The organism is Devosia rhizoryzae, from assembly GCF_016698665.1.
GTDB classification, from domain to species: Bacteria; Pseudomonadota; Alphaproteobacteria; order Rhizobiales; family Devosiaceae; genus Devosia; species Devosia rhizoryzae.
In genome coordinates this window covers 364,248-384,490 of sequence record NZ_CP068046.1, presented here as the reverse complement: position 1 = coordinate 384,490, position 20,243 = coordinate 364,248, and the positions used below count along the sequence as shown (strand labels likewise).

Sequence of the window (20,243 nt, the reverse complement as noted above, 5' to 3'; positions counted from 1 at the left end):
GCGAACCGTTTTTCGCTTGCTATATCACCGGCTTCTGTTTTTTGTGGCCAATGGTCAAGATCGCCCATCAAGAGGCGATTGCCGGTTTAAATATGCCCGCATCGGGCCATGGTGAGCATGACGCACGCTGAACCCGTCCCTTCGGGTCCATTGCCGGTTGTCGAACTGCGCGATCTGCACAAGTCCTTTGGCGCTCTCGAAGTGCTCAAGGGCATCTCGTTTACCGCGCGCGAAGGCCAGGTCATCTCGCTGATCGGTTCGTCTGGCTCCGGCAAGTCGACGCTCTTGCGCTGCATCAACATGCTGGAAGTCCCCGATCGCGGCGACGTGCTGATCGACGGCGAGGCCATCGCGCTGACCGGCGAAGGCCAGCGGCGCCGCGTCGGCGACGAAAATCAGATCCGCCGCATCCGTTCCGAACTTGGCATGGTGTTCCAGAGCTTCAATCTTTGGGCCCATATGACGATCCTCGAAAACGTTATGGAAGCGCCGCTGATCGTCCAGAAGCGCGCCCGCGCCGAAGTCGAGGCCGAAGCACGCGCCATGCTCGACAAGGTGGGCATCGGCGCCAAGGCCGACGCTTACCCGGCGCAGCTGTCCGGTGGCCAGCAGCAGCGCGCGGCCATCGCCCGGGCACTCTGCATCAACCCGCGCGTGATGCTCTTCGACGAGCCCACCTCGGCGCTCGATCCAGAGCTCGAAGTCGAGGTGCTCCGCGTCATCAAGCTCTTGGCCGACGAAGGCCGCACCATGGTGCTGGTCACCCATGACATGGAATTTGCACGCTCCGTGTCGGACCAGGTCATCTTCCTCCATCAAGGCCTCATCGAAGAGCAGGGCACGCCGGACGAAATCTTCGGCGCCACCCGTTCCGCCCGCCTCAAGCAATTCCTCAATGCAGCCAATCATGGCTGACCTCGGCGTCCAGCCGCGACCGCCGGGCGCTATTAAAAATCAATCAGAACGGAGACTGAAATGAAAAAGATCATGCTGGCCGCCACTGCTGCCCTGGCGCTGGGCACTCCAGCCTTCGCCCAGGAAACCGTGCGCATTGCCACCGAAGGCGCCTATGCGCCCTGGAATTTCATCAACGACGCCGGCCAGCCCGACGGCTATGAAATCGACCTCGGCAATGCCATCTGCGAAAAGGCCGAGCTCTCCTGCGAATGGGTCGTCAATGACTGGGACTCCATCATCCCGAACCTGCTGGCCGGCAACTACGATGTCATCATGGCCGGCATGAACATCACCGAAGAGCGTCTCGAAACCATCGCCTTCAGCGACGAATATTTCCCGCCCGATCCGTCCCGCTATGTTGCCCTTGCCGGCACCACGATCGACTTCGACAATCTCTCGGGCATCCGCATCGGCGTCCAGGGCGGCACCATCCAGGCCGGCCATGCCGAAGCCGAGCTGGCTGCCAACAACACCGTCGTTTCCTTCACCACCGCCGATCAGGCCGTGGCTGATCTTGCCGCCGGCAATGTCGACGTGATCTTCGCCGACGGCGCCTATGTCGACCCGATCGTCACCGCCTCCAGCGGCTCGATCGAATATGTCGGCCCCGATGTCCTGATCGGCGAAGGCATGGCCGCCGGTCTGCGCAAGGAAGACACCGACCTCAAGGCCAAGCTCGACGAGGCGCTGGCTGCCCTCAAGGCCGACGGCACCGTCGACAAGCTGATTGCAGCCCGTTTCGAAGGCCGTGGCCCCTACTACGCCCAGTAATGACCAAGGCTCCCGGCCCCAAGCCGGGAGCTCCCCAAAGGGGCCTTGATGACCGACGACATCGCTTTCTGGTTGGGCTACCTCACCAATGGCAAGCACCTTGCCTGGTATGCGAGCTTCCAGTTCACCATCTTTGCCGCCATCGTCGGCGGGGCGTTTGCGGTCATCTTCGGTCTCCTCGGCGCAACCCTCAAGAATTCGCGGCTTCCGCCGCTTCGGCTGATCGGCACGCTTTATTCCTCGATTGTTCGCGGCGTTCCCGACGTCCTTTTCTTCCTGTTCTTTCCCCTCGCCTTCGAGCAGACCGTCGAATGGTTCGTGGCGACGCAAATCTGCTCGCCCGAAGCGATCGCGGCGCAAACCGCTGCCTGGCCGCCTTGCCGCGAGGCCAACTGGCTCCTGGGCAGCTTTGAATATCTGATGCTGGCCAGCGTCTCGCTGGGACTGGTTTATGGCGCCTTCGCCACCAATGTCATCCACGGCGCCATGCGCTCCGTGCCTGCCGGCCAGCTCGAAGCCGCTCGCGCCTATGGCATGAGCGCGAGCCAGGTGCTGTGGCGTGTCCATATAAGGCAGATGTGGGTCTATGCCCTGCCCGGCCTCTCCAATGTGTGGATGTTGCTGGTCAAGGCCACCTCGCTTCTCTCGCTGCTGCAGATCGCCGACATCGTCCTTTGGGCCGACCGGCTCGGCGCGCCCAATTTCCTGCCGACCGTCGGCATGGTCCACGACGATTGGCGCTGGCGCTATTACCTCGTCCTCTTCGTCTTCTACATCCTGGTGACCTGGCTCTCCGAACGCGCCTTCGACGCGATGATGCGTCGCGCTGGCCGCGGCATGCTGAGCGAGGCGGCTACCTGATGGACGGCTTTTTCAACGACCTGTCGCTGATGGCGCCGGCAGTCCTCTTCAATATCTATTTTGCCGCGGTTTCGATCCCGCTCGGCTTTGTCTTTGCGGTGTTTCTGGCGCTCGGCAAAGCTTCGCCCAATGGCCTCATCAATCGCCTGTCGCGCGGCTATGTTTACGCCTTCCGGGGCTCGCCGCTCTTTATCCAGTTCTTCATGTTCTATTCGCTGGCGCTGTCGCTCAACCTGGCATTCTGGAAGCCATGGGGCGTATCCGGCTTCGTGCTGCATCCGCTGTTCATCGGACCGCTGGTTCTGGTGCTCAACACTGCCGCCTATACCGCCGAAATCTTCTACGGTGCCCTCCGCGCCGTGCCGCGCGGCGCCATCGAAGCGGCGCAAGCCTATGGCATGAGCCCGACCCAGCAATTCCGTCGCGTCACCTGGCCCAACCTCATTCGCCTCGCCTGGCCCGCCTACACCAATGAAGTGGTGTTCCTGTTCCACGCCACCGCCATCGTCTACTTCGCCCTGCCGGTCGTCGGCAGCCAGAAGGACCTGATGATCACCGCCAAGGACCTGGTCGAGCGCGACTTCAACACCTACCTCCACTTTTCAGTCGCAGCGCTCTACTTCCTCGCCGTGTCGCTGGTGATCTTCTTCCTTTTCGGCCTGATCTACAGCCGCCTGATGCGCCACCTCCCGGCGCAACCGAGGATGCGCTGGGCACCGAAGTGGATGCGATGAAGAGCCCCCCTTCCGAGCGCCGCTAGGCTCGTTCCTCGCCAAGCTCTGCTTGCCTTCCCCTCTGAGGGGGAAGGTGAACCCGGTAACCAGGCAATATTGTGCGACTCACTCGATGTCACCTTCCCCCTTGAGGGGAAGGCAAGCGAAGCTTAGGCGCGCTGCGCCTTAGCGTAGCTCGGAAGGGGGTGTCGTCGCCCCAGCATGCTCGGTCTTGTACCGAAGCCCAAAATTCGCATGCTCCAGCGCGGTCATCACGCCGCGCAACTCGGCCAGCCCCTTCATTCGCCCGATCGTCGGATAGCCGGGCTGTGAGCGGCGGCCGAGGTCGTCCATGATGTCCTGTCCGTGGTCTGGGCGCATGGGGATCTGCCAGTCGGCACGACCTTCATCCTTGCGGCGGCGCTCTTCGCGGATCACCGCTGCGATGACCGCCACCATGTCGGTGTCGCCACCAAGATGCTCGGCCTCGTAAAAGGAGCCGGCCACGTCATCGGTGTCCCGCTTCACATTGCGCAGGTGAAGGAAATGGATCTTGGGCGCAAACTGCTCGACGATGGCCACAAGATCGTTGTCGGGCCGCGCGCCGAGCGAGCCGGTGCAGAAGGTCATGCCATTGGCCGGACTATCGACCGCATCGAGAATAGCCTTGTAGTCGGCAGCCGTCGACATGATGCGCGGCAGGCCGAGCAGTGCGAACGGCGGATCGTCTGGATGGCAGCAAAGCCGCAGCCCCAGGTCCTCCGCCACCGGGACCACCTCTTCGAGGAAGGAAACGAAGTGCTCGCGCAGCTGCTCGCGGCTAATGGCGCCATATTCGTCGAGATGGCTCTGCACATCTTCGAGCGACATGGACTCGGTCGAGCCGGGAAGCCCCATGGTGACGTTGCGGGCGAGCTGCTTTTTCTCGTCTTCACTCATCGCCTCCGCACGCCGGGCAGCTTCGTCGGCAATGGCATTGGTGAAATCTGCTGCGGCGCCGGGGCGCTTCAATATATGAATGTCGAAGGCGGCAAAATCGTTGATATCGAAGCGCATGCACGAGCCGCCATGCGGCACGGTCCAGCGCAGATCGGTACGCGTCCAATCGAGTACCGGCATGAAATTGTAGCAGATGGTCTCGATGCCGCTTTCCGCCAGGTGCCGCATCGACACTTTGTAGTTGGCAATATGCTCGCGCCAATCACCCTTCTGCTTTTTGACGTCTTCGCTGACCGGCAGGCTTTCAACGACGTCCCAGGTGAGGCCGGACGGCGAACCATCCTTGCGCGTGGCAATCTCCCGATGGCGCTTGGCGATCTCCTCCGGCGTCCACACCACGCCATTGGGCACGTGATGGAGCGCGCTGACGACACCAACGGCGCCAGCCTGGGTGATGTCGTCGATGCTGGTGAGGTCCTTGGGGCCGAACCAACGCCAGGTCTGTCGCAAAATAAGTCTCCGTTCAGGAATGGTATGTGTCAGGGATTGGCGAGTGCCAGAAGGTTGTCGACATGGCAGGGCGTGCCGGCTCGGCACCAGCAGGCAAGGTTCTTGCCGCTTAATTTGGCGCGGATCTCGTCCCGAGAAGGTGGTGCCCGATCGGCCTCCAGCTCTCCGAGCAGCCAGCGCCGATGCCGGTCGACAGCCTCAGCCTGCGCTGCATCCCGGTCGAGCCCCGTTTCAGCGGCGACCGCATCCACGCTGAAGGGATTGCCCCACGGTCCCGGCCGCGCCACCGACTGTGCCGGCAGGCCGTTCAACGCGCGCGAAATGGCGTGGAGATCGAACCCCGCCTTGCGCGACAAGACGATCCGCGCCGGCCTCATTTGCGCATGTTCCGGTCATAGACGAACTTCGGCATTTCCCATTTGAAGGCGATGGCGAGGACGCGAAGCGCAAATCCCAGCACCATGGCGAGAATGGCCATCAGGTCCTGCTGCACGCCACCGGTCAGGCCCAGATAGTAGACGATGCCGGCAATCATCGAGACGCTGGCGTAGAGTTCGCCCTGAAAGATCAGCGGAATGTCGTTGCACAAGACGTCGCGCAAAATGCCGCCCGCCGTCCCAGTCACCATGCCGGCAACGATGACGATGATCGGGTGCACGCCCGCCTCGATGCCGATATTGCAGCCGATGACGGTGAAGACAACGAGCCCAAGTGCGTCGAGCAAAAGGAACGGCCAGCGCAGCCGCTCGACCAGTCGCGCCAGGGGAATGGTCAGCAGGGCCGCACCGCAGACCAGCAGCAGCACGTATGGATTGGCGACCCAGACCAGCGGATAGTGATCGAGAAAGATATCGCGCATGGTGCCGCCGCCAAGTGCGGTGACGCAGGCGATAAGGCACACGCCGAACCAATCCATGTTGCGCCGGCCGGCGGCCAGCGCCGCAGTCATGGCTTCGGCGGTAATGGCGATGTAAAAACCGATAAGCAGCATGCTTTTTCCCGCGATATCGGCTTTCAGCCTAGCACGACCTCAGGGGCACCACAGCCTAGAGGAAATCGGCGCGATGGGGCGTGAAGACGTCGACAAGACGTCCTTTCTTCAGCGCCACAACGCCATGCACCAGCCCGGACGGCACGATGAAGCTGCCGCCCTGGCGCACCACTTCGGTGACGCCATCGATGGTGACCTCGAATGAGCCTTCCGCGACATAGCTCACCTGGATATGGGGATGGCTATGGAGCGCGCCAACCGCGCCCTTTTCAAAGCCGAACTCGACCTGCATCAGCTCGGGCGTATGGATAAGCACACGGCGCGTATTTCCGGGAGCCAGCTCGGTCCAGGCGGTTTCATCAGGCTGGGCGAAAAACTTTTGTTCAGTCATGGATTACCTCGCAAGCCAGCCGCCATCGACGGGAATGACGGCGCCGTGCATGTAGTTGGAGGCGGGTGCGAGAAGAAACACCACGGCATCGCCGATATCGCTCGGCACGCCCCAGCGCTCCGCCGGAATGCGCCCGAGGATCGAGGCCGAGCGGTCCGGATCGTTGCGCAGGGCCTCGGTATTGTTGGTTTCGATATAGCCGGGCGCCACTGCATTTACATTGATGCCCTTGGCTGCCCATTCATTGGCAAGCAACCGCGTGATCCCCAGCACGCCGCTTTTGGACGCCGTATAGCTCGCGACCCGAATGCCGCCCTGGAAACTCAGCATCGAGGCGATGTTGACGATGCGCGCCTGCCGCCCCGTTTCGATCGCCCGCTTGCCGATGGCCTGGCACAGGAAGAACATGGTCTTGAGATTGACGTCCATGACGCTATCCCAATCGTCTTCGGTGAAATCCACCGCATCGACGCGCTTGATGATGCCGGCATTGTTGACCAGCCCATCGATGGGGCCGTGTTCCGACCATGCCTGCTCGAACATCGCCTGTGCGGCTGCCGTAGAGCCCAGATCGGTGCGCAGCTCGGCAAACGCAGCGCCCTGCTTCGCCATCAGCGACGCCGTATGCTCCATGCTGGAGCGGCCGACGCCGATGACCTTGCCGCCGGCCCGGCCGATCCCAAGGGCAATGCCCTGCCCGATGCCGGTATTGGCGCCGGTGACCAGCACGGTCTTGCCGGAAAGGCCGAAAGCCGAAAGGTCCATCAGCGCAGCTCTTCCATCGGCACCTTTTCGGCGTCGGTATAGTCGATATTGTCGCCGGCCATGGCCCAGATGAACGTGTAAGCGCCCGTCCCGGCGCCGGCATGGATCGACCAGGGCGGAGAAAGAATGGCCTGCTCGTTGCGCACGATCAGGTGCCGCGTTTCGGTCGGTTCGCCCATCAGATGCATGACAAAGGCATCAGGCTTGAGATCGAAATAAAGATAGGCCTCCATGCGCCGATCGTGCACGTGGGCGGGCATGGTGTTCCAAACCGAGCCCGGGGCGAACTGGGTAAGACCGACCACCAGCTGGCAGCTCTTGAGGCTGTTTGTGTACTGATAAATCGAGCGCTCGTTCGCCGTTTCGGCGCTGCCCATATCGAGGCGCTTGGCGCCGGACTGCTGCAACAGCACGGTCGGGTGGCTCGCATGGGCCGGCGCGCTGAGAAGGTAATACTTGGCGCCTTCACCGGCAAAGCGCACATCCTTGGCGCCCATGCCGATATAGAGCATGTCGCGCGAGCCCACGGCATGGTCCGCGCCATCGACCGAAATCGTGCCGGGCGCGCCGATATTGACGGCGATCAGCTCGCGGCGATCAAGGAAATTGGCGGTGCCAGTCGGCTTGATGGTTTCGAGTGCCAACGCTGCACCGGTCGGCACCGCGCCGCCGACGGCCATGCGGTCGTAATGAGTATAGGTCCAGCAAACCTGGCCTTCCACGAACACGTCCTCGATCAGGAAGTTTTCCCGCAGGTCGTCCGTTCCCATGGCCGAAGCCGCGATCGGGTCGATGGCAAAGCGGATGTCGAAATCGGTACTCATGAAAAGGTCCTAGTTGGTCTTGTTCTGGTCGGCCAGCCGAACGCGATAGCGATCCTGACTTCGCGAAAGATGGTCACGCATCGCTTCTCGTGCGCCATCGGCGTCGCGCGCTGAAATGGCGTCGAGAATGCGGCGGTGCTCTTCGTGCAGGCCCACCTGATATTCATAGGTCAGCACGCTTTCGGTGCCCCAGGGCGAAGCGACGTCGCAGGGAATGGTGCGGCTGCCCAGCGCATCGAGCACTTCGAGATAGAAGGGATTGTTAGTCGCGGCAGCAATGGCGCGATGGAAGGAGAAGTCCGTCTTGCCGGTCGGGGTGCCCTGGCGCAGCAAGCGGTCGAACTCGTTCCACGTCTCGTGAACGGCCGCAACCTGGCTCGTGCTGTGCCGCTGCGCTGCAAGGCCGGCAGACTCGATTTCGATACCCATGCGCACTTCGAGGACGTTGAGCGCCACCGAGATCTTGTTGGAGCGCTCGCCGGCAATCGCGGAAAAAGCCGAGCTCGCCTGTGCCATGACGAAAACGCCGGCCCCCTGCCGCGCCTGCACCATGCCGTCAGCGGCCAGGGCTGCGATCGCCTCGCGCACCACGGTGCGGCTGACGCCGAAGTGGGTCGTCAACTGCGATTCTGTCGGCAACTTTTCTCCCGGCCCGAACTCTCCTTCCGTGATGCGCTTGCGCAGCGCATTTATGACCAGTTGGGCAAGCTTGGGCTTGCGCGCCGGCAGCGATGTGGCGTCCATGAGCGACATGGCGCGTTACCGGAAAAGGCTCGGCAGCCACAGCGACAGCGCCGGGATGTAGGTCACAAGACCCAAAACGATCAGGCCGGCGGTGTAGAATGGCCAGACGCTCTTCATTGCATCCCACACCGATATCTTGGCCACCGCGGCGGCGACGAACTGCACCGGTCCAAGTGGCGGCGTGTTGAGGCCGATGCCCAGGTTCAGGATCATGATCACGCCAAAATGCACCGGGTCTACGCCAAATGCTGTGACCATGGGCAAGAAGATCGGCGTGGTGATGACGATCAGCGGGCCCATATCCATGAACGTGCCCAGCAACAGCAGCACGACATTGATCAAGAGCAGGACCATCAACGGGTCCTGCGTCAGATTGCCGATCGCTTCGGTGAGGATCGGCGCCACGCGCAGATACGCCATCAGCCAGCCGAAAGCCGCCGCGGCGCCGATGATGAACAGCACCATGGACGTGGTGCGAACCGCGCCCGTCACGCAATGCACGAATTCGCGGAAGTTGAGCGAGCGGTAAACGAGGAGCGTCACCAAAAACGCATAGATCACCGCGATGCAGGAGCTTTCCGATGCGGTGAAAACGCCCGAGCGCACGCCACCGAAGATGATGGCAATCAGCAACAGGCCAGGGATCGAAATCAGGAAGTACTGGAAGGCCTTGCCAAAGCCCGGGAACGGCTCGGTTGGATAGCCGCGCTTGACGGCCACGACATAGGCCGTGACGGAAAGCGCGACGGCCAGCAAGAGGCCGGGAATAATGCCCGCGGTGAAAAGATCGGCGATCGAAATACGCCCGCCGCCCGAAAGCGAATAGATGATCATGTTGTGGCTGGGCGGCAGCAGCAGGGCGATCAGCGCCGCCATCGAGGTGACGTTGACCGCATAGTCGGCGCCATAGCCGCGTGCCTTCATCTGCGGGATCATGATGCCGCCCACGGCAGCCGCTTCAGCGACGGCCGAGCCCGAAATCCCGCCGAACAGCGTCGACGCCGCGACGTTGACCTGCCCCAGACCGCCGCGCACATGGCCGATCAGCGAGCCTGCAAACTGGATGATCCGCGCTGCAATGCCGCCACGCATCATCAAGTCGCCGGCGAAGATGAAGAACGGAATAGCCAGTAGCGTAAAGGCGGACACGCCCGAATTGAGCTGCTGGAACACCACGATAGCCGGGCGGCCGATATAGGCGACGGTCGCAAAGCTCGCAATGCCCAGGCAGAAAGCGATCGGCGTTCCGACCAGCATGAGACCGGTGAAGACGCCGAAGAGAATCCAATATTCCATTTTGTCCTCAGTCCGTCGTCACGATGACGTCTTCATCGACGATCGGATCGTCGACATTTTCTCCGGCCATGCGCAGCAGGAGGCGCTCCAGGGAGAACAGGCACATCAGGAAGCCGGCAATCACGACCGGCAGATAGGTGAAGGTTTGCGGCAGGCCGATCACCGGGATGCGCACGGACCAGCCACGCAGGGCCAGTTCGCCGCCGTAGAACACCATGCCAGCGGCAAAGCCGAAGATCGCAATGTCGGTGATGGCCCGCAGATAGGGCTTGGCGCAGCCCGGCAGAACATAGAGCAAAACGTCGAAGCCCATATGGAAGTTTTCGCGCACGCCGACGGCCGCGCCCAAAAAAATGAACCAGCTCATGATCATGATCGAGCTCGCCTCGGTCCAAGGCGGGGACGAATTGAGCACGAAGCGCATAAACACCTGGTAGGCGACGATCAGCGTCATCGCCACAAGGCCGACGCCCGCCAGCCAGAGGGCCACAGTCGACAGAGCGTTCAGCAGCACGCCGACCTTCAACAGCCGATCTCTCATCGGATATTCCTTCAAGCGAAAAGCCGGGCCGGCCAGAGTGCCGGCCCGGCAATCGTCATCAGCCTTCGGTGGCCTGGATACGGGCAACGAGGTCCTGCAGCTGGGGGTCGGTGACATACTTGTCGTAGACAGGCTTCATTGCTTCGATGAAGGGGGCCTTGTCGACTTCATTGATGGTTGCGCCGAGCGCTTCCACCGCAGCCTTGGACTCAACTTCCTTCTGCGCCCAAAGCTCGCGCTGGATGGCGACGGACTCCTGGGCCGCTTCGCGGAACAGTGCCTGGTCTTCAGGGCTGATACCATCCCAGACGATCTTGGAGACCACCAGCACTTCGGGCACCATCAAGTGTTCGTCGAGCGAGTAGAACTTGGCGACTTCGGCGTGACCGGCAGTGTCATAGCTCGGGAAGTTGTTTTCAGCCCCTTCGATAACGCCGGTCTGGATGGCGGAGTAGACTTCGCCATAAGGCATCGGCGTGGCATTGGCGCCAAGGGCACCCACCATGTCGACGAAGATGTCCGACTGCATGACGCGGAACTTGAGGCCAGCCATGTCGTCAGGCGAGGTGATCGGCTTTTCGCTGTTGTAGAACGAGCGCGATCCGCCGTCGTAGAAGGCGAGCGCAACCACGTCCACCTTGTCGAACGCGGCAAGGATTTCCTGGCCGACTTCACCATCGAGCACATTGTGGAAGTGCTCGGCCGAGCGGAAAATAAAGGGTAGCTGGGTGACGGTCGCTTCCGGAACCTGCGTGCCGAAGGCGCCGATCGAGATGCGGTTCATATCGATCACGCCGAACTGGGTCTGTTCGATCGTGTCGGCTTCCTGGCCAAGCTGAGCCGAGTGGAACACTTCGACCGAGTAACGGCCGTCGGTTTTTTCGCTCAGGATCTCGCCGAACTTCTTGACCGCCTCAACGGTCGGATAGCCATCGGGATGAGTATCCGAAGACCGCAGCACCGTCTGGGCACTGACGGACGACATCATAATGCTGGTCGCGACGACGGCCAGAGCCGCCATCTTAGGCAGATGGAACATGGTTTCCTCCCAATATGTCCTCGAGCAGCTGGTTGTTCCAGCCGCAGCAGTGGCTCACGGCCACTGCCCGGCCCCAATCGCTTTCCGATCCGGAGCCTTGGACAAAACTGGTATGGAAGTCGTAAAGACAAGTCAACATACAATCCAAAACAGGTTGTATGATGACTTATGTCCCTACCGATCAGATGTGGATTGCGCCGTCACCTAGTGACAGCGCCGCTTCCCGGATCGCTTCCGACAAGGTCGGATGCGCATGGGTGGTGCGGGCCAGATCCTCGGAAGCACCGGAGAACTCCATAAGCGTCACGATCTCATGGATCATCTCGCCGGCATTCTTGCCCACGATGTGAGCGCCCAGCACGCGGTCGGTCTCGACATCGGCGAGGATCTTCACAAAGCCCTGCGTCGCGACCATGGCCTTGGCGCGGCCGTTAGCCGTGAAGGGGAACTTGCCGATCTTGTAGTTGACGCCTTCGGCCTTGAGCTCGTCCTCGGTCTTGCCGACGGACGCAACTTCCGGGTTCGTGTAGACCACGCCGGGGATGGCCTTGTAGTTCACGTGACCCGCCTGCCCCGCGAGGATCTCCGCCACGGCGATGCCTTCGTCCTCGGCCTTGTGCGCCAGCATCGGTCCGACAATCACGTCACCAATGGCGTAGATGCCATCGATCGAACTCTTGTAGTGAGCGTCGACACGGACCCGGCCGCGCTCATCGAGTGCCACGCCGGCAAGTTCGAGCCCCAGCCCTTCGGTGAACGGCTTGCGGCCGATGGCGACCAGCGCAACATCGGCATCCAGCACCTCGGCCTCGCCGCCCTTTGCAGGCTCGACACGGAGCTTGAGCGAGCCATCTTCGGCGCGATCGATGCCGGCAACCTTGCTCGAAAGCTTGAACTCCATGCCCTGCTTTTGCAGCATGCGCTGGAACTGGCGCGCCACTTCGCTGTCCATGCCGGGCAGGATGCGGTCAAGGAACTCTACCACAGTGACCTGAGCGCCAAGGCGCATCCAGACCGAACCGAGCTCGAGCCCGATCACGCCGGCACCAATGACGACAAGCCGGCGCGGCACGCTTTCGAGGTTGAGCGCGCCAGTCGAAGTCACGACCTTCTTCTCGTCGATTTCGATCCCTGGCAGCGAGGCGGAGACCGAACCGGTAGCGATGACGATATTCTTGGTGACGATGTCGGTCTGCCCGCCCGATTGCGGCGTCACCAGCACCTTGCCCGGCGCCGGGATCGAGCCGATACCGCGGAACACGGTGATCTTGTTCTTCTTGAAGAGATAATCGACGCCCCCGACATTGGACGCGACCACGTCGGCCTTGTGCACCATCATCTGGCGCAGGTTCAGTTGCGGCGTCGGAATATCAATGCCTAGGTTCTTGAAGCCGTGGCTGGCTTCTTCGAACAGCTCCGAAGCGTGCAGCAGGGCCTTGGAAGGGATGCAGCCGATATTGAGGCAGGTGCCGCCCAGCGTTGCCCACTTCTCCACCACGGCGACTTTCATTCCCAGCTGTGCGGCGCGAATAGCGCAGACATAACCGCCCGGACCCGAGCCGATGATGGTGAGGTCAAACTGGTCTGCCATGATGCTGTCCTGCGCTTATCGAAAGGCCGCGGTCGCCCTAAACTCCGCGCCAACTCGATACAATACCTCGCCGCACCCGGCAACGCGTCCTTCGCCTTAGAATGCGACGCCGATAAACATCAGCAGGAGGCCAATCAACGAGATCGTCCAGACGCTCGAGCGCAGTTGATTGATGTCGATGAAATAGGCAGGCAGAAACGCGATCCGCGCCCAGAACCAAATGTGCGCGCCCCACACGGTGAGATTGTCCGAGCGCCCCGAGAGTTCGGTAGCAAGCGCCAGGGCGAGAAAGACGCCATAGGTTTCAAGAAAGTTGGCGAGCGCTCGCTGGCCACGCTTGTTCCACTTGTTGGGCGGCGGTGGATCGATGTCGCGCTGGGTATTGGCATAGCGAAAGCCGAAGTCCAGGCGGAACAGCATGGCTTGGACGCCAAGATAGACAAGACCCAGAAATGCGCTCCAAATTACGTAAGTCAGCTCAACTGTCATCGATACCCCAGGCTGTCAGCACCTTAGCAGCGGATCGGTTATTCGCAGCCTTCCAGGAGGAAGGCGTCGCCGGGCATAACATCATCACCAGCCCATTCGCTATCGCGATAGTTGGAATCCCAGAGACTGACGGCGAGCTGTGGAAGAATGATCTGCTCGGGAGCAACCGATCCGCGCTCGGCCTCCAGGAACTTCACCACGCCGTCATAGATGCCGTAGATCGGAGGCGACTGGTTCTCCATCAGGAACTGGCAGCTGTCCTGCGCCTTGGAGGAGCATGGACCTTCGATGCTCCAAAGCGGCGAACCGAAACCGTTGGAGCCATGCACGGCGCCATGGAGCGTTACGCCAGAATTGGGAAGCTCAAGCGCAAAGGCGGCGATCTGATTGGCAGCGCCATATTTTGGCACGCGCTCAAAGGTCAGCGACCAAGGCGCGTCGGGCTGAATATAACGTGCATTGGTAATGCTGCATTCGGCGCCGATTGGGGCACCGATCACGGTGAGCGAGAGCATCAAACCAATGGCAAGGCGCATGCTGTCGTCTCCCGATTGCAAACGACTATTGCGCACGCAACAGGATAGCGCCAGCCCCTGCCGAGCGCCTCAGGAAGCAGAAATTTCCTGAGCGCGTTTCAGAACTTCGGGCAGTTGCTTGTCGATATCGAGGCTGCCGGCCTCGACCTGTTCGAGAAAGGTGCGGCAGAAGACGTTCTTGTCGGCAGACTGGTTATAGGCGGTCATGATCTGCGTGCCGCCGTAGGTTTCGGCAGCCTCGAGTTCTTCTTCCGAGCTACCGCCCAGGCGGGCGATGACGCGGTCGGCCAGGTCTAAGTAGCTGATATTGCGGAGGTACCAGTTCTTCGACGCTTCCTGGAAGGCGGGGTCGAGACCGGTGGTCTCATAGCAATGGGTGGTCATGACGTCGACGATGGCGGCAGAGCCGTGGAAGGCCATGAGCTCGCCGACGAGAGCGGTGTCGGTTGTTTCCTGGGCCAGAGCCGGCAGGGCGAGAAGGCTGAAAACGGCGCCGAAAGTCCGCAAACGTCGCACTGAATTCTCCTGCAATAGTCCAGCCTTGTCATAAGAGCTTCAAGTGCTAACAGACTGTTAGCGTTCGCAGCCTCGCCGATGAGAAAGCCGTGAACGAAGAGGGCCCGCCGAAGCGAGCCCTCAACAAGATCATGTTTGTGGCGATCAGAGATCGAGCACCAGGCGCTCGGGCGCCTCGAGCGATTCCTTGACGCGAACCAGGAATGTTACGGCTTCCTTGCCGTCGACGATGCGATGATCGTAGCTCAGCGCCAGATACATCATCGGACGCACGACGATCTGGCCGCCGACGACGACCGGGCGCTCCTGGATCTTGTGCATGCCGAGGATGCCCGACTGCGGCGCATTGAGGATCGGGGTCGACATCAGCGAACCGTAGACACCACCATTGGAGATGGTGAAGGTGCCGCCCTGCATGTCGGCCATCGACAGCTGGCCATCGCGCGCCTTCTTGCCGAGATTGCCGATTTCCTTTTCGATCTCGGCGATCGACATCCCATCGGCATTGCGGACGACCGGGACCACGAGGCCCTTGTCGGTACCGACGGCGACGCCGATATGCGCGTATTGCTTGTAGATCAGGTCATCGCCATCGATCTCGGCGTTGACGGCCGGGATTTCCTTGAGCGCGTGAACCACGGCCTTGGTGAAGAAGCCCATAAAGCCAAGCTTGACGCCGTGCTTCTTCTCGAAAAGCTCCTTGTACTGGTTGCGCAGCTCCATCACCGGCTTCATGTCCACCTCGTTGAAGGTGGTCAGCATGGCGGCGGTGTTCTGCGCATCCTTGAGGCGGCGGGCGATGGTCTGGCGCAGGCGGGTCATCTTGACCCGTTCCTCGCGCGAGGCATCATCGGCGGCGACGGGCGACCGCGCAGCCTTGGGCGCTTCGGCGGGCTTTGCAGCAGGAGCCGAAGCCGGTGCGGGATTGTAGAGCTTGGGCGCGCCCGACGTATCGAGAGCCTGTGCCGGCTGTGCAGCGGGAGCGGCAGCCTGCGGACGCAGGATCGAGGCCAAGACGTCTTCCTTGAGCACCTGGCCCGACTTGCCCGAACCGTTGATGTCGGCGGCGTTGAGGCCGTTTTCGTTGATCAGCTTCTGCGCCGACGGGGCGGGAGCGCGGTCGGTGGCAGCAGGAGCCTGCGGCGCTGCAGCCGGCTGGCTGGGAGCAGGCTGCGGAGCGGGAGTTGCGGCCGGGGCGGAAGCGGCAGCACCTGTTCCGCCACCGATGGCGCCGAGGAGGGCATTGACGTCAACGGTGTCGCCCGGATTGGCGGCGATGGCTTCGAGCACGCCCGAAGCGGGGGCCGGCACTTCGATCGTCACCTTGTCGGTTTCGAGCTCGACGATGGGTTCGTCGGCATTGACGGTGTCGCCCACCTTCTTGAACCACTGGCCGATCGTGGCTTCGGTAACGCTTTCGCCCAGGGTCGGGACACGGATTTCTGTCGACATGAGTTTGTCCTTGGTTCTCGGGCTCTACTTGGCGAAGGCTTCGTCCAGGAATTCCTGGAGCTGTGCGAGATGGGTGCGCATCAGGCCGGTTGCCGGCGAGGCGGCAGCCTTGCGGCCGACATAGTGCACGCGATCATTGGTGCGGCCCATCTGGTCGAATACCCACTCGATATAGGGCTGGACGAAGGTCCATGCACCCATATTGCGCGGCTCTTCCTGGCACCAGACGACGTCGGCATTGGGGAAGCGGCTGAGCTCGTCGAGCAGGGCCTTTGCCGGGAACGGATAAAGCTGCTCGACGCGCAGGAGGTAGACATCGTTGATGCCCTTCTTCTCGCGATCTTCCAGGAGGTCGTAGTAGACCTTGCCGGTGCAAAGAACGACGCGGCGGATGCGGGCATCCGGCACGAGGCGCGTCGTGGTCTTTGGCACGCCGGGGGCTTCCGCATCGTCCCAGAGGAGACGGTGGAAGACGCTGTCCGGACCAAGTTCCACGAGACCCGAGATTGCCCGCTTGTGCCGCAGCAGCGACTTGGGAGTCATCAGGATCAGCGGCTTGCGGAAGTCGCGCTTGAGCTGCCGGCGCAGGATGTGGAAGTAGTTGGCCGGCGTCGTGCAGTTGGCGACCTGCATGTTGTCTTCGGCGCAAAGCTGGAGGAAGCGCTCCGGCCGCGCGGAGGAGTGCTCCGGCCCCTGCCCCTCATAGCCATGCGGCAACAGCATCACGAGGCCCGACATGCGGAACCACTTGCGCTCGCCCGAGGAGATGAACTGGTCGATGACAACCTGAGCGCCGTTGACGAAGTCGCCGAACTGGGCCTCCCAAAGCGTCAGCGCCTTGGGCTCCGCCAGCGAATAGCCATACTCGAAGCCGAGCACCGCTTCTTCCGACAGCATCGAGTTGATGACTTCGTAGCGCGCCTGGCCAGCATCAAGATTGTTGAGCGGCGTATAGGTCTTGTTCTCGACCTGCTGGTCGTTGAGCACCGAGTGGCGCTGGCTGAAAGTGCCGCGTTCGACGTCCTGTCCAGAGAGGCGAACGGGATGGCCTTCGGTCACGAGCGTGCCGAATGCCAAGGCTTCCGCGGTAGCCCAGTCAATGCCTTCGCCGGCCTCGATGGCGCCAAGGCGATTGTCCATAAAGCGCTTGACGGTCTTGTGGGCGTTGAAGTCCGCCGGGACCTGCGTCAGCTTGGTGCCGATCTCGACGAGGCGTTCGAGCGCCACGCCTGTGTCGCCACGACGCGGGCCTTCCTGATCGGCAGGCTTGAAGTCCTTCCATTGGCCATCGAGCCAGTCGGCCTTGTTCGGGCGATAATCCTGACCGGCCTCGAACTCGGTCTCGAGCTTGGCCTTCCAGTCGCCCTTGAGCTGGTCGACATCGGCCTGGCTCACGAGACCTTCGGTAACGAGCTTTTCGGCATAGATTTCCAAAGTGGTCTTGTGCGACCGGATCTTGGAATACATTAGCGGCTGGGTGAAGCTTGGTTCGTCGCCTTCGTTGTGACCGAAACGGCGATAGCAGAACATGTCGATGACGACAGGCTTGCCGAACTTCTGGCGGTACTCGACGGCAACCTTGGCCGCAAACACGACGGCTTCCGGATCGTCGCCGTTCACATGGAATACCGGTGCTTCGATCATCTTGGCGACGTCGGTCGGGTAAGGCGAGGAGCGCGAATACATCGGCGAGGTGGTGAAGCCGATCTGGTTGTTGATCACCAGATGGATCGACCCGCCCGTGCGGTGACCCTTGAGGCCCGAAAGCCCGAGGCATTCGGCAATGACGCCCTGCCCGGCAAAAGCCGCATCGCCATGGATCAAGAGCGGCAGGACCATGGAGCGGTCCGGCTTGCCTTCGACGGCGACGTCGACGAGCTTGTGCTCGGGGGAAATGTGCTGGTCCTGCTTGGCGCGGGACTTGCCGAGCACCACCGGATCGACGATCTCGAGATGGCTCGGATTGGCGGTCAGCGACAGGTGAACCTTGTTGCCGTCGAAGTCGCGGTCGGAGGACGCGCCGAGGTGGTACTTGACGTCGCCCGAGCCTTCCACGTCTTCCGGATAGAAGGCGCCGCCCTTGAACTCGTGGAACAGGGCGCGATGCGGCTTCTGCATGACCTGAGTGAGAACGTTGAGACGGCCGCGGTGAGCCATGCCGAGGACGATGTCCTTGATGCCCAGGGCGCCACCGCGCTTGATGATCTGCTCGAGCGCCGGGATCGCCGCTTCACTGCCATCGAGGCCGAAGCGCTTGGTGCCGGTATACTTGACGTCGAGGAACTTTTCGAAGCCTTCGGCCTCGACAAGCTTGTTGAGGATCGCCTTCTTGCCTTCGGCGGTGAAGGTGATTTCCTTGTCCGGACCCTCGATGCGCTCCTGGATCCACTGCTTGGCCTCAGGATCGGAGATATGCATGAACTCGATGCCCACAGTGCCGCAATAGGTGCGCTGCAGGATGGCGAGCATTTCCGGGATGGTCGCGTATTCAAGACCCAGCACGTTGTCGATGAAGATCTTGCGGCCGTAATCGGCGTCGGTGAAGCCGTAGCTCTTGGGATCGAGCTCGGGCGCCGGTTCGTCGGACTTGAGCTTGAGCGGATCGAGATCGGCATGGAGGTGCCCGCGCATGCGATAGGCGCGGATCATCATGATGGCGCGGATCGAGTCGCGCGTTGCCTGCAGCACGTCCGCAGCAGCCGGGGCGGGCTTGCCTTCGGCAGCGGCCTTCTTGACCGCGGCCTTTTCGGTCTTCAGCGCCACCTGGCCCCAGTCGCCATCGAGCGCACTGACCAGTTCACCCGCTTCCGCCGGTGGCCAGTCCTTGCGGCCCCAGCTCGGGCCTTCCGCGTTCTGCGCCGCAACGCCATCGGCATCGTCGAGCCGGGCGAAAAAGCTCGACCAGGTCGCGTCGACGCTGGAAGGATCGGTTTTGAAGCGCGAATAGAGTTGTTCGATGTAGTCGGCGTTCCCCCCATAGAGGAACGAGGTCAGCAAGAACGTGTCGTTCTTTTCCTGTCGTGTCATCGCTTGTGTCGCAGGACTTTCTCGCCCTGCCATCCTTCTCAACGAACCGGCCGAAGCTGGTTAAAAGCGGTCATCCAAGTGGGGCGAATATTGACCGCGTTTCCTTTGTATCTTGTTAAGACTTGCGGCGCCCGCCGTGGCACCGCGGCTCACTTGATGGTCATGGATTCGGCTTAGGGCCAAACCGTGTCAGAAGAGCGACCGAAGGGGTCGCAAACGCAGTTTTGGTGGGTGTATTGACCCCCACCCCGCCTCCCCCTGTAGAAGGGGGAGGAGCTAGTCTGGTGCTTGTCCGCGATCGTGTCACAAAGCAGATGCGGCTCCTCCCCCGACTTACGGGGGAGGCTGGGTGGGGGCTCCTAGCCCCGAAGCACTTCCGCCAAGGTCGCGCCGATCCGGGCCGGAGATGCCGAGACCTTGATCCCGGCCGCTTCCATGGCTGCGATCTTTTCTTCCGCGCCGCCCTTGCCGCCTGAAATCACGGCGCCAGCATGGCCCATGGTCCGGCCGGCCGGTGCGGTGCGGCCGGCGATGAAGCCAGCCATCGGCTTCTTGCGGCCGCGCTTGGCTTCGTCGATCAGGAACTGCGCTGCGTCCTCTTCGGCCGAGCCACCGATCTCGCCGATCATGATGATCGACTTGGTCGCTTCGTCGGCCAAAAACATTTCGAGCATGTCGATGAATTCGGTGCCCTTGACCGGATCGCCGCCGATGCCGACGGCGGTCGTCTGGCCCAGGCCTTCATTGGTGGTCTGGAACACGGCTTCATAGGTAAGCGTGCCGGAGCGCGAAACAATGCCCACCGAGCCCTTCGAGAAGATCGAGCCCGGCATGATGCCGATCTTGCATTCTTCCGGCGTCAAAACGCCCGGGCAGTTCGGCCCGATAAGGCGCGACTTGGACTTTTCGAGCTTTGCCTTAACGCGGACCATGTCCATGACCGGCACGCCTTCGGTGATGCAGATGATCAGCGGGATTTCCGCGTCGATCGCTTCCTCGATGGCGGCAGCGGCGCCAGGAGGCGGCACATAGATGACCGAGGCATTGGCGCCGGTGCGCTCCTTGCCTTCGGCAACGGTCGCGAAGACCGGCAGCTGCGCGGTGACGTCGAGCGAGGATGTCCAGGTTTCGCCGGCCTTCTTGGGGTTCACGCCGCCCACCATCTGGGTGCCATAATAGGCGAGCGCCTGTTCCGTGTGGAAGGTGCCGGTCTTGCCGGTCAGACCCTGCACGAGAACCTTGGTGTCTTTGTTGACGAGAATAGACATTGGGTTTCTTTCTTCTGGCGGG

General features: G+C 61.8%; 21 protein-coding genes. 4 read left to right on the top strand and 17 right to left on the bottom strand.

The window, feature by feature from the left end; translation table 11 throughout:
- Positions 1 to 117 precede the first annotated feature (117 nt).
- Genes JI748_RS01870 through JI748_RS01855 form a run of 4 tightly spaced genes read left to right on the top strand, consistent with a single transcriptional unit; the run spans position 118 to position 3,323 of the window.
- Positions 118 to 915, top strand: coding sequence for an ABC transporter ATP-binding protein (locus JI748_RS01870; RefSeq protein ID WP_164534762.1), 798 nt, complete (start codon positions 118 to 120; stop codon positions 913 to 915).
- 60 nt (positions 916 to 975) lie between these two features.
- Complete coding sequence (locus JI748_RS01865) at positions 976 to 1,728, top strand: transporter substrate-binding domain-containing protein (RefSeq protein ID WP_201634457.1); 753 nt, start codon at positions 976 to 978, stop codon at positions 1,726 to 1,728.
- Between the two features lie 48 nt (positions 1,729 to 1,776).
- Positions 1,777 to 2,589: an ABC transporter permease subunit gene (locus JI748_RS01860; RefSeq protein WP_201634454.1), complete on the top strand. Its 813-nt coding sequence runs from the start codon at positions 1,777 to 1,779 to the stop codon at positions 2,587 to 2,589.
- Positions 2,589 to 3,323, top strand: coding sequence for an ABC transporter permease subunit (locus JI748_RS01855; protein WP_201634451.1), 735 nt, complete (start codon positions 2,589 to 2,591; stop codon positions 3,321 to 3,323). Before JI748_RS01860 ends, JI748_RS01855 begins: the two co-directional genes overlap by 1 nt.
- A 165-nt stretch (positions 3,324 to 3,488) precedes the next feature.
- Here JI748_RS01855 and uxuA read toward each other — a convergent pair whose 3' ends face one another.
- From uxuA to sucD, 17 genes are all read right to left on the bottom strand, one after another.
- Positions 3,489 to 4,751 (bottom strand): mannonate dehydratase, encoded by a 1,263-nt coding sequence (gene uxuA / locus JI748_RS01850; RefSeq protein WP_201634448.1) that lies wholly within the window; start codon positions 4,749 to 4,751, stop codon positions 3,489 to 3,491.
- A 29-nt stretch (positions 4,752 to 4,780) separates the two neighbouring features.
- A complete protein-coding gene (locus JI748_RS01845; RefSeq protein ID WP_201634445.1) occupies positions 4,781 to 5,128 on the bottom strand; it encodes a DUF4326 domain-containing protein in 348 nt (115 codons plus the stop codon).
- A complete protein-coding gene (locus JI748_RS01840) occupies positions 5,125 to 5,742 on the bottom strand; it encodes a trimeric intracellular cation channel family protein (protein ID WP_201634442.1) in 618 nt (205 codons plus the stop codon). The genes JI748_RS01845 and JI748_RS01840 overlap by 4 nt, the downstream gene beginning before the upstream one ends.
- Positions 5,743 to 5,797: 55 nt before the next feature.
- The gene (locus JI748_RS01835; protein ID WP_201634439.1) at positions 5,798 to 6,133 is read right to left on the bottom strand and encodes a cupin domain-containing protein; all 336 of its coding nucleotides are present in this window, start codon (positions 6,131 to 6,133) and stop codon (positions 5,798 to 5,800) included.
- Between the two features lie 3 nt (positions 6,134 to 6,136).
- Positions 6,137 to 6,898: a 2-dehydro-3-deoxy-D-gluconate 5-dehydrogenase KduD gene (gene kduD / locus JI748_RS01830; protein WP_201634436.1), complete on the bottom strand. Its 762-nt coding sequence runs from the start codon at positions 6,896 to 6,898 to the stop codon at positions 6,137 to 6,139.
- A complete protein-coding gene (gene kduI, locus JI748_RS01825) occupies positions 6,898 to 7,722 on the bottom strand; it encodes a 5-dehydro-4-deoxy-D-glucuronate isomerase (protein WP_201634433.1) in 825 nt (274 codons plus the stop codon). The genes kduD and kduI overlap by 1 nt, the downstream gene beginning before the upstream one ends.
- Positions 7,723 to 7,731: 9 nt before the next feature.
- Entirely contained in the window at positions 7,732 to 8,475 is a 744-nt protein-coding gene (locus JI748_RS01820; protein WP_233280589.1) for a FadR/GntR family transcriptional regulator, read from the bottom strand.
- A 6-nt stretch (positions 8,476 to 8,481) separates the two neighbouring features.
- Complete coding sequence (locus JI748_RS01815; protein ID WP_201634430.1) at positions 8,482 to 9,762, bottom strand: TRAP transporter large permease; 1,281 nt, start codon at positions 9,760 to 9,762, stop codon at positions 8,482 to 8,484.
- 7 nt (positions 9,763 to 9,769) lie between these two features.
- Positions 9,770 to 10,303, bottom strand: coding sequence for a TRAP transporter small permease (locus JI748_RS01810; protein WP_201634427.1), 534 nt, complete (start codon positions 10,301 to 10,303; stop codon positions 9,770 to 9,772).
- Positions 10,304 to 10,361: 58 nt separating this feature from the next.
- Complete coding sequence (locus JI748_RS01805) at positions 10,362 to 11,342, bottom strand: TRAP transporter substrate-binding protein (protein ID WP_201634424.1); 981 nt, start codon at positions 11,340 to 11,342, stop codon at positions 10,362 to 10,364.
- Between the two features lie 181 nt (positions 11,343 to 11,523).
- Positions 11,524 to 12,933: a dihydrolipoyl dehydrogenase gene (lpdA, locus tag JI748_RS01800; RefSeq protein ID WP_201634421.1), complete on the bottom strand. Its 1,410-nt coding sequence runs from the start codon at positions 12,931 to 12,933 to the stop codon at positions 11,524 to 11,526.
- Positions 12,934 to 13,029: 96 nt separating this feature from the next.
- Entirely contained in the window at positions 13,030 to 13,422 is a 393-nt protein-coding gene (locus JI748_RS01795; RefSeq protein ID WP_201634417.1) for an MAPEG family protein, read from the bottom strand.
- Positions 13,423 to 13,460: 38 nt separating this feature from the next.
- Positions 13,461 to 13,958, bottom strand: a complete 498-nt coding sequence (locus JI748_RS01790; RefSeq protein ID WP_201634414.1) for a hypothetical protein — start codon at positions 13,956 to 13,958, stop codon at positions 13,461 to 13,463.
- A 69-nt stretch (positions 13,959 to 14,027) separates the two neighbouring features.
- Positions 14,028 to 14,474 (bottom strand): hypothetical protein, encoded by a 447-nt coding sequence (locus JI748_RS01785; RefSeq protein ID WP_201634411.1) that lies wholly within the window; start codon positions 14,472 to 14,474, stop codon positions 14,028 to 14,030.
- Between the two features lie 144 nt (positions 14,475 to 14,618).
- Positions 14,619 to 15,926 carry a 2-oxoglutarate dehydrogenase complex dihydrolipoyllysine-residue succinyltransferase gene (odhB, locus tag JI748_RS01780; protein WP_201634408.1) on the bottom strand — a complete coding sequence of 436 codons (1,308 nt, stop codon included), beginning with the start codon at positions 15,924 to 15,926 and terminating at the stop codon, positions 14,619 to 14,621.
- 24 nt (positions 15,927 to 15,950) lie between these two features.
- Positions 15,951 to 18,953: a 2-oxoglutarate dehydrogenase E1 component gene (locus JI748_RS01775; protein WP_201634405.1), complete on the bottom strand. Its 3,003-nt coding sequence runs from the start codon at positions 18,951 to 18,953 to the stop codon at positions 15,951 to 15,953.
- Positions 18,954 to 19,312: 359 nt separating this feature from the next.
- Positions 19,313 to 20,221 (bottom strand): succinate--CoA ligase subunit alpha, encoded by a 909-nt coding sequence (gene sucD, locus JI748_RS01770; protein WP_201634402.1) that lies wholly within the window; start codon positions 20,219 to 20,221, stop codon positions 19,313 to 19,315.
- Positions 20,222 to 20,243: the final 22 nt, after the last annotated feature.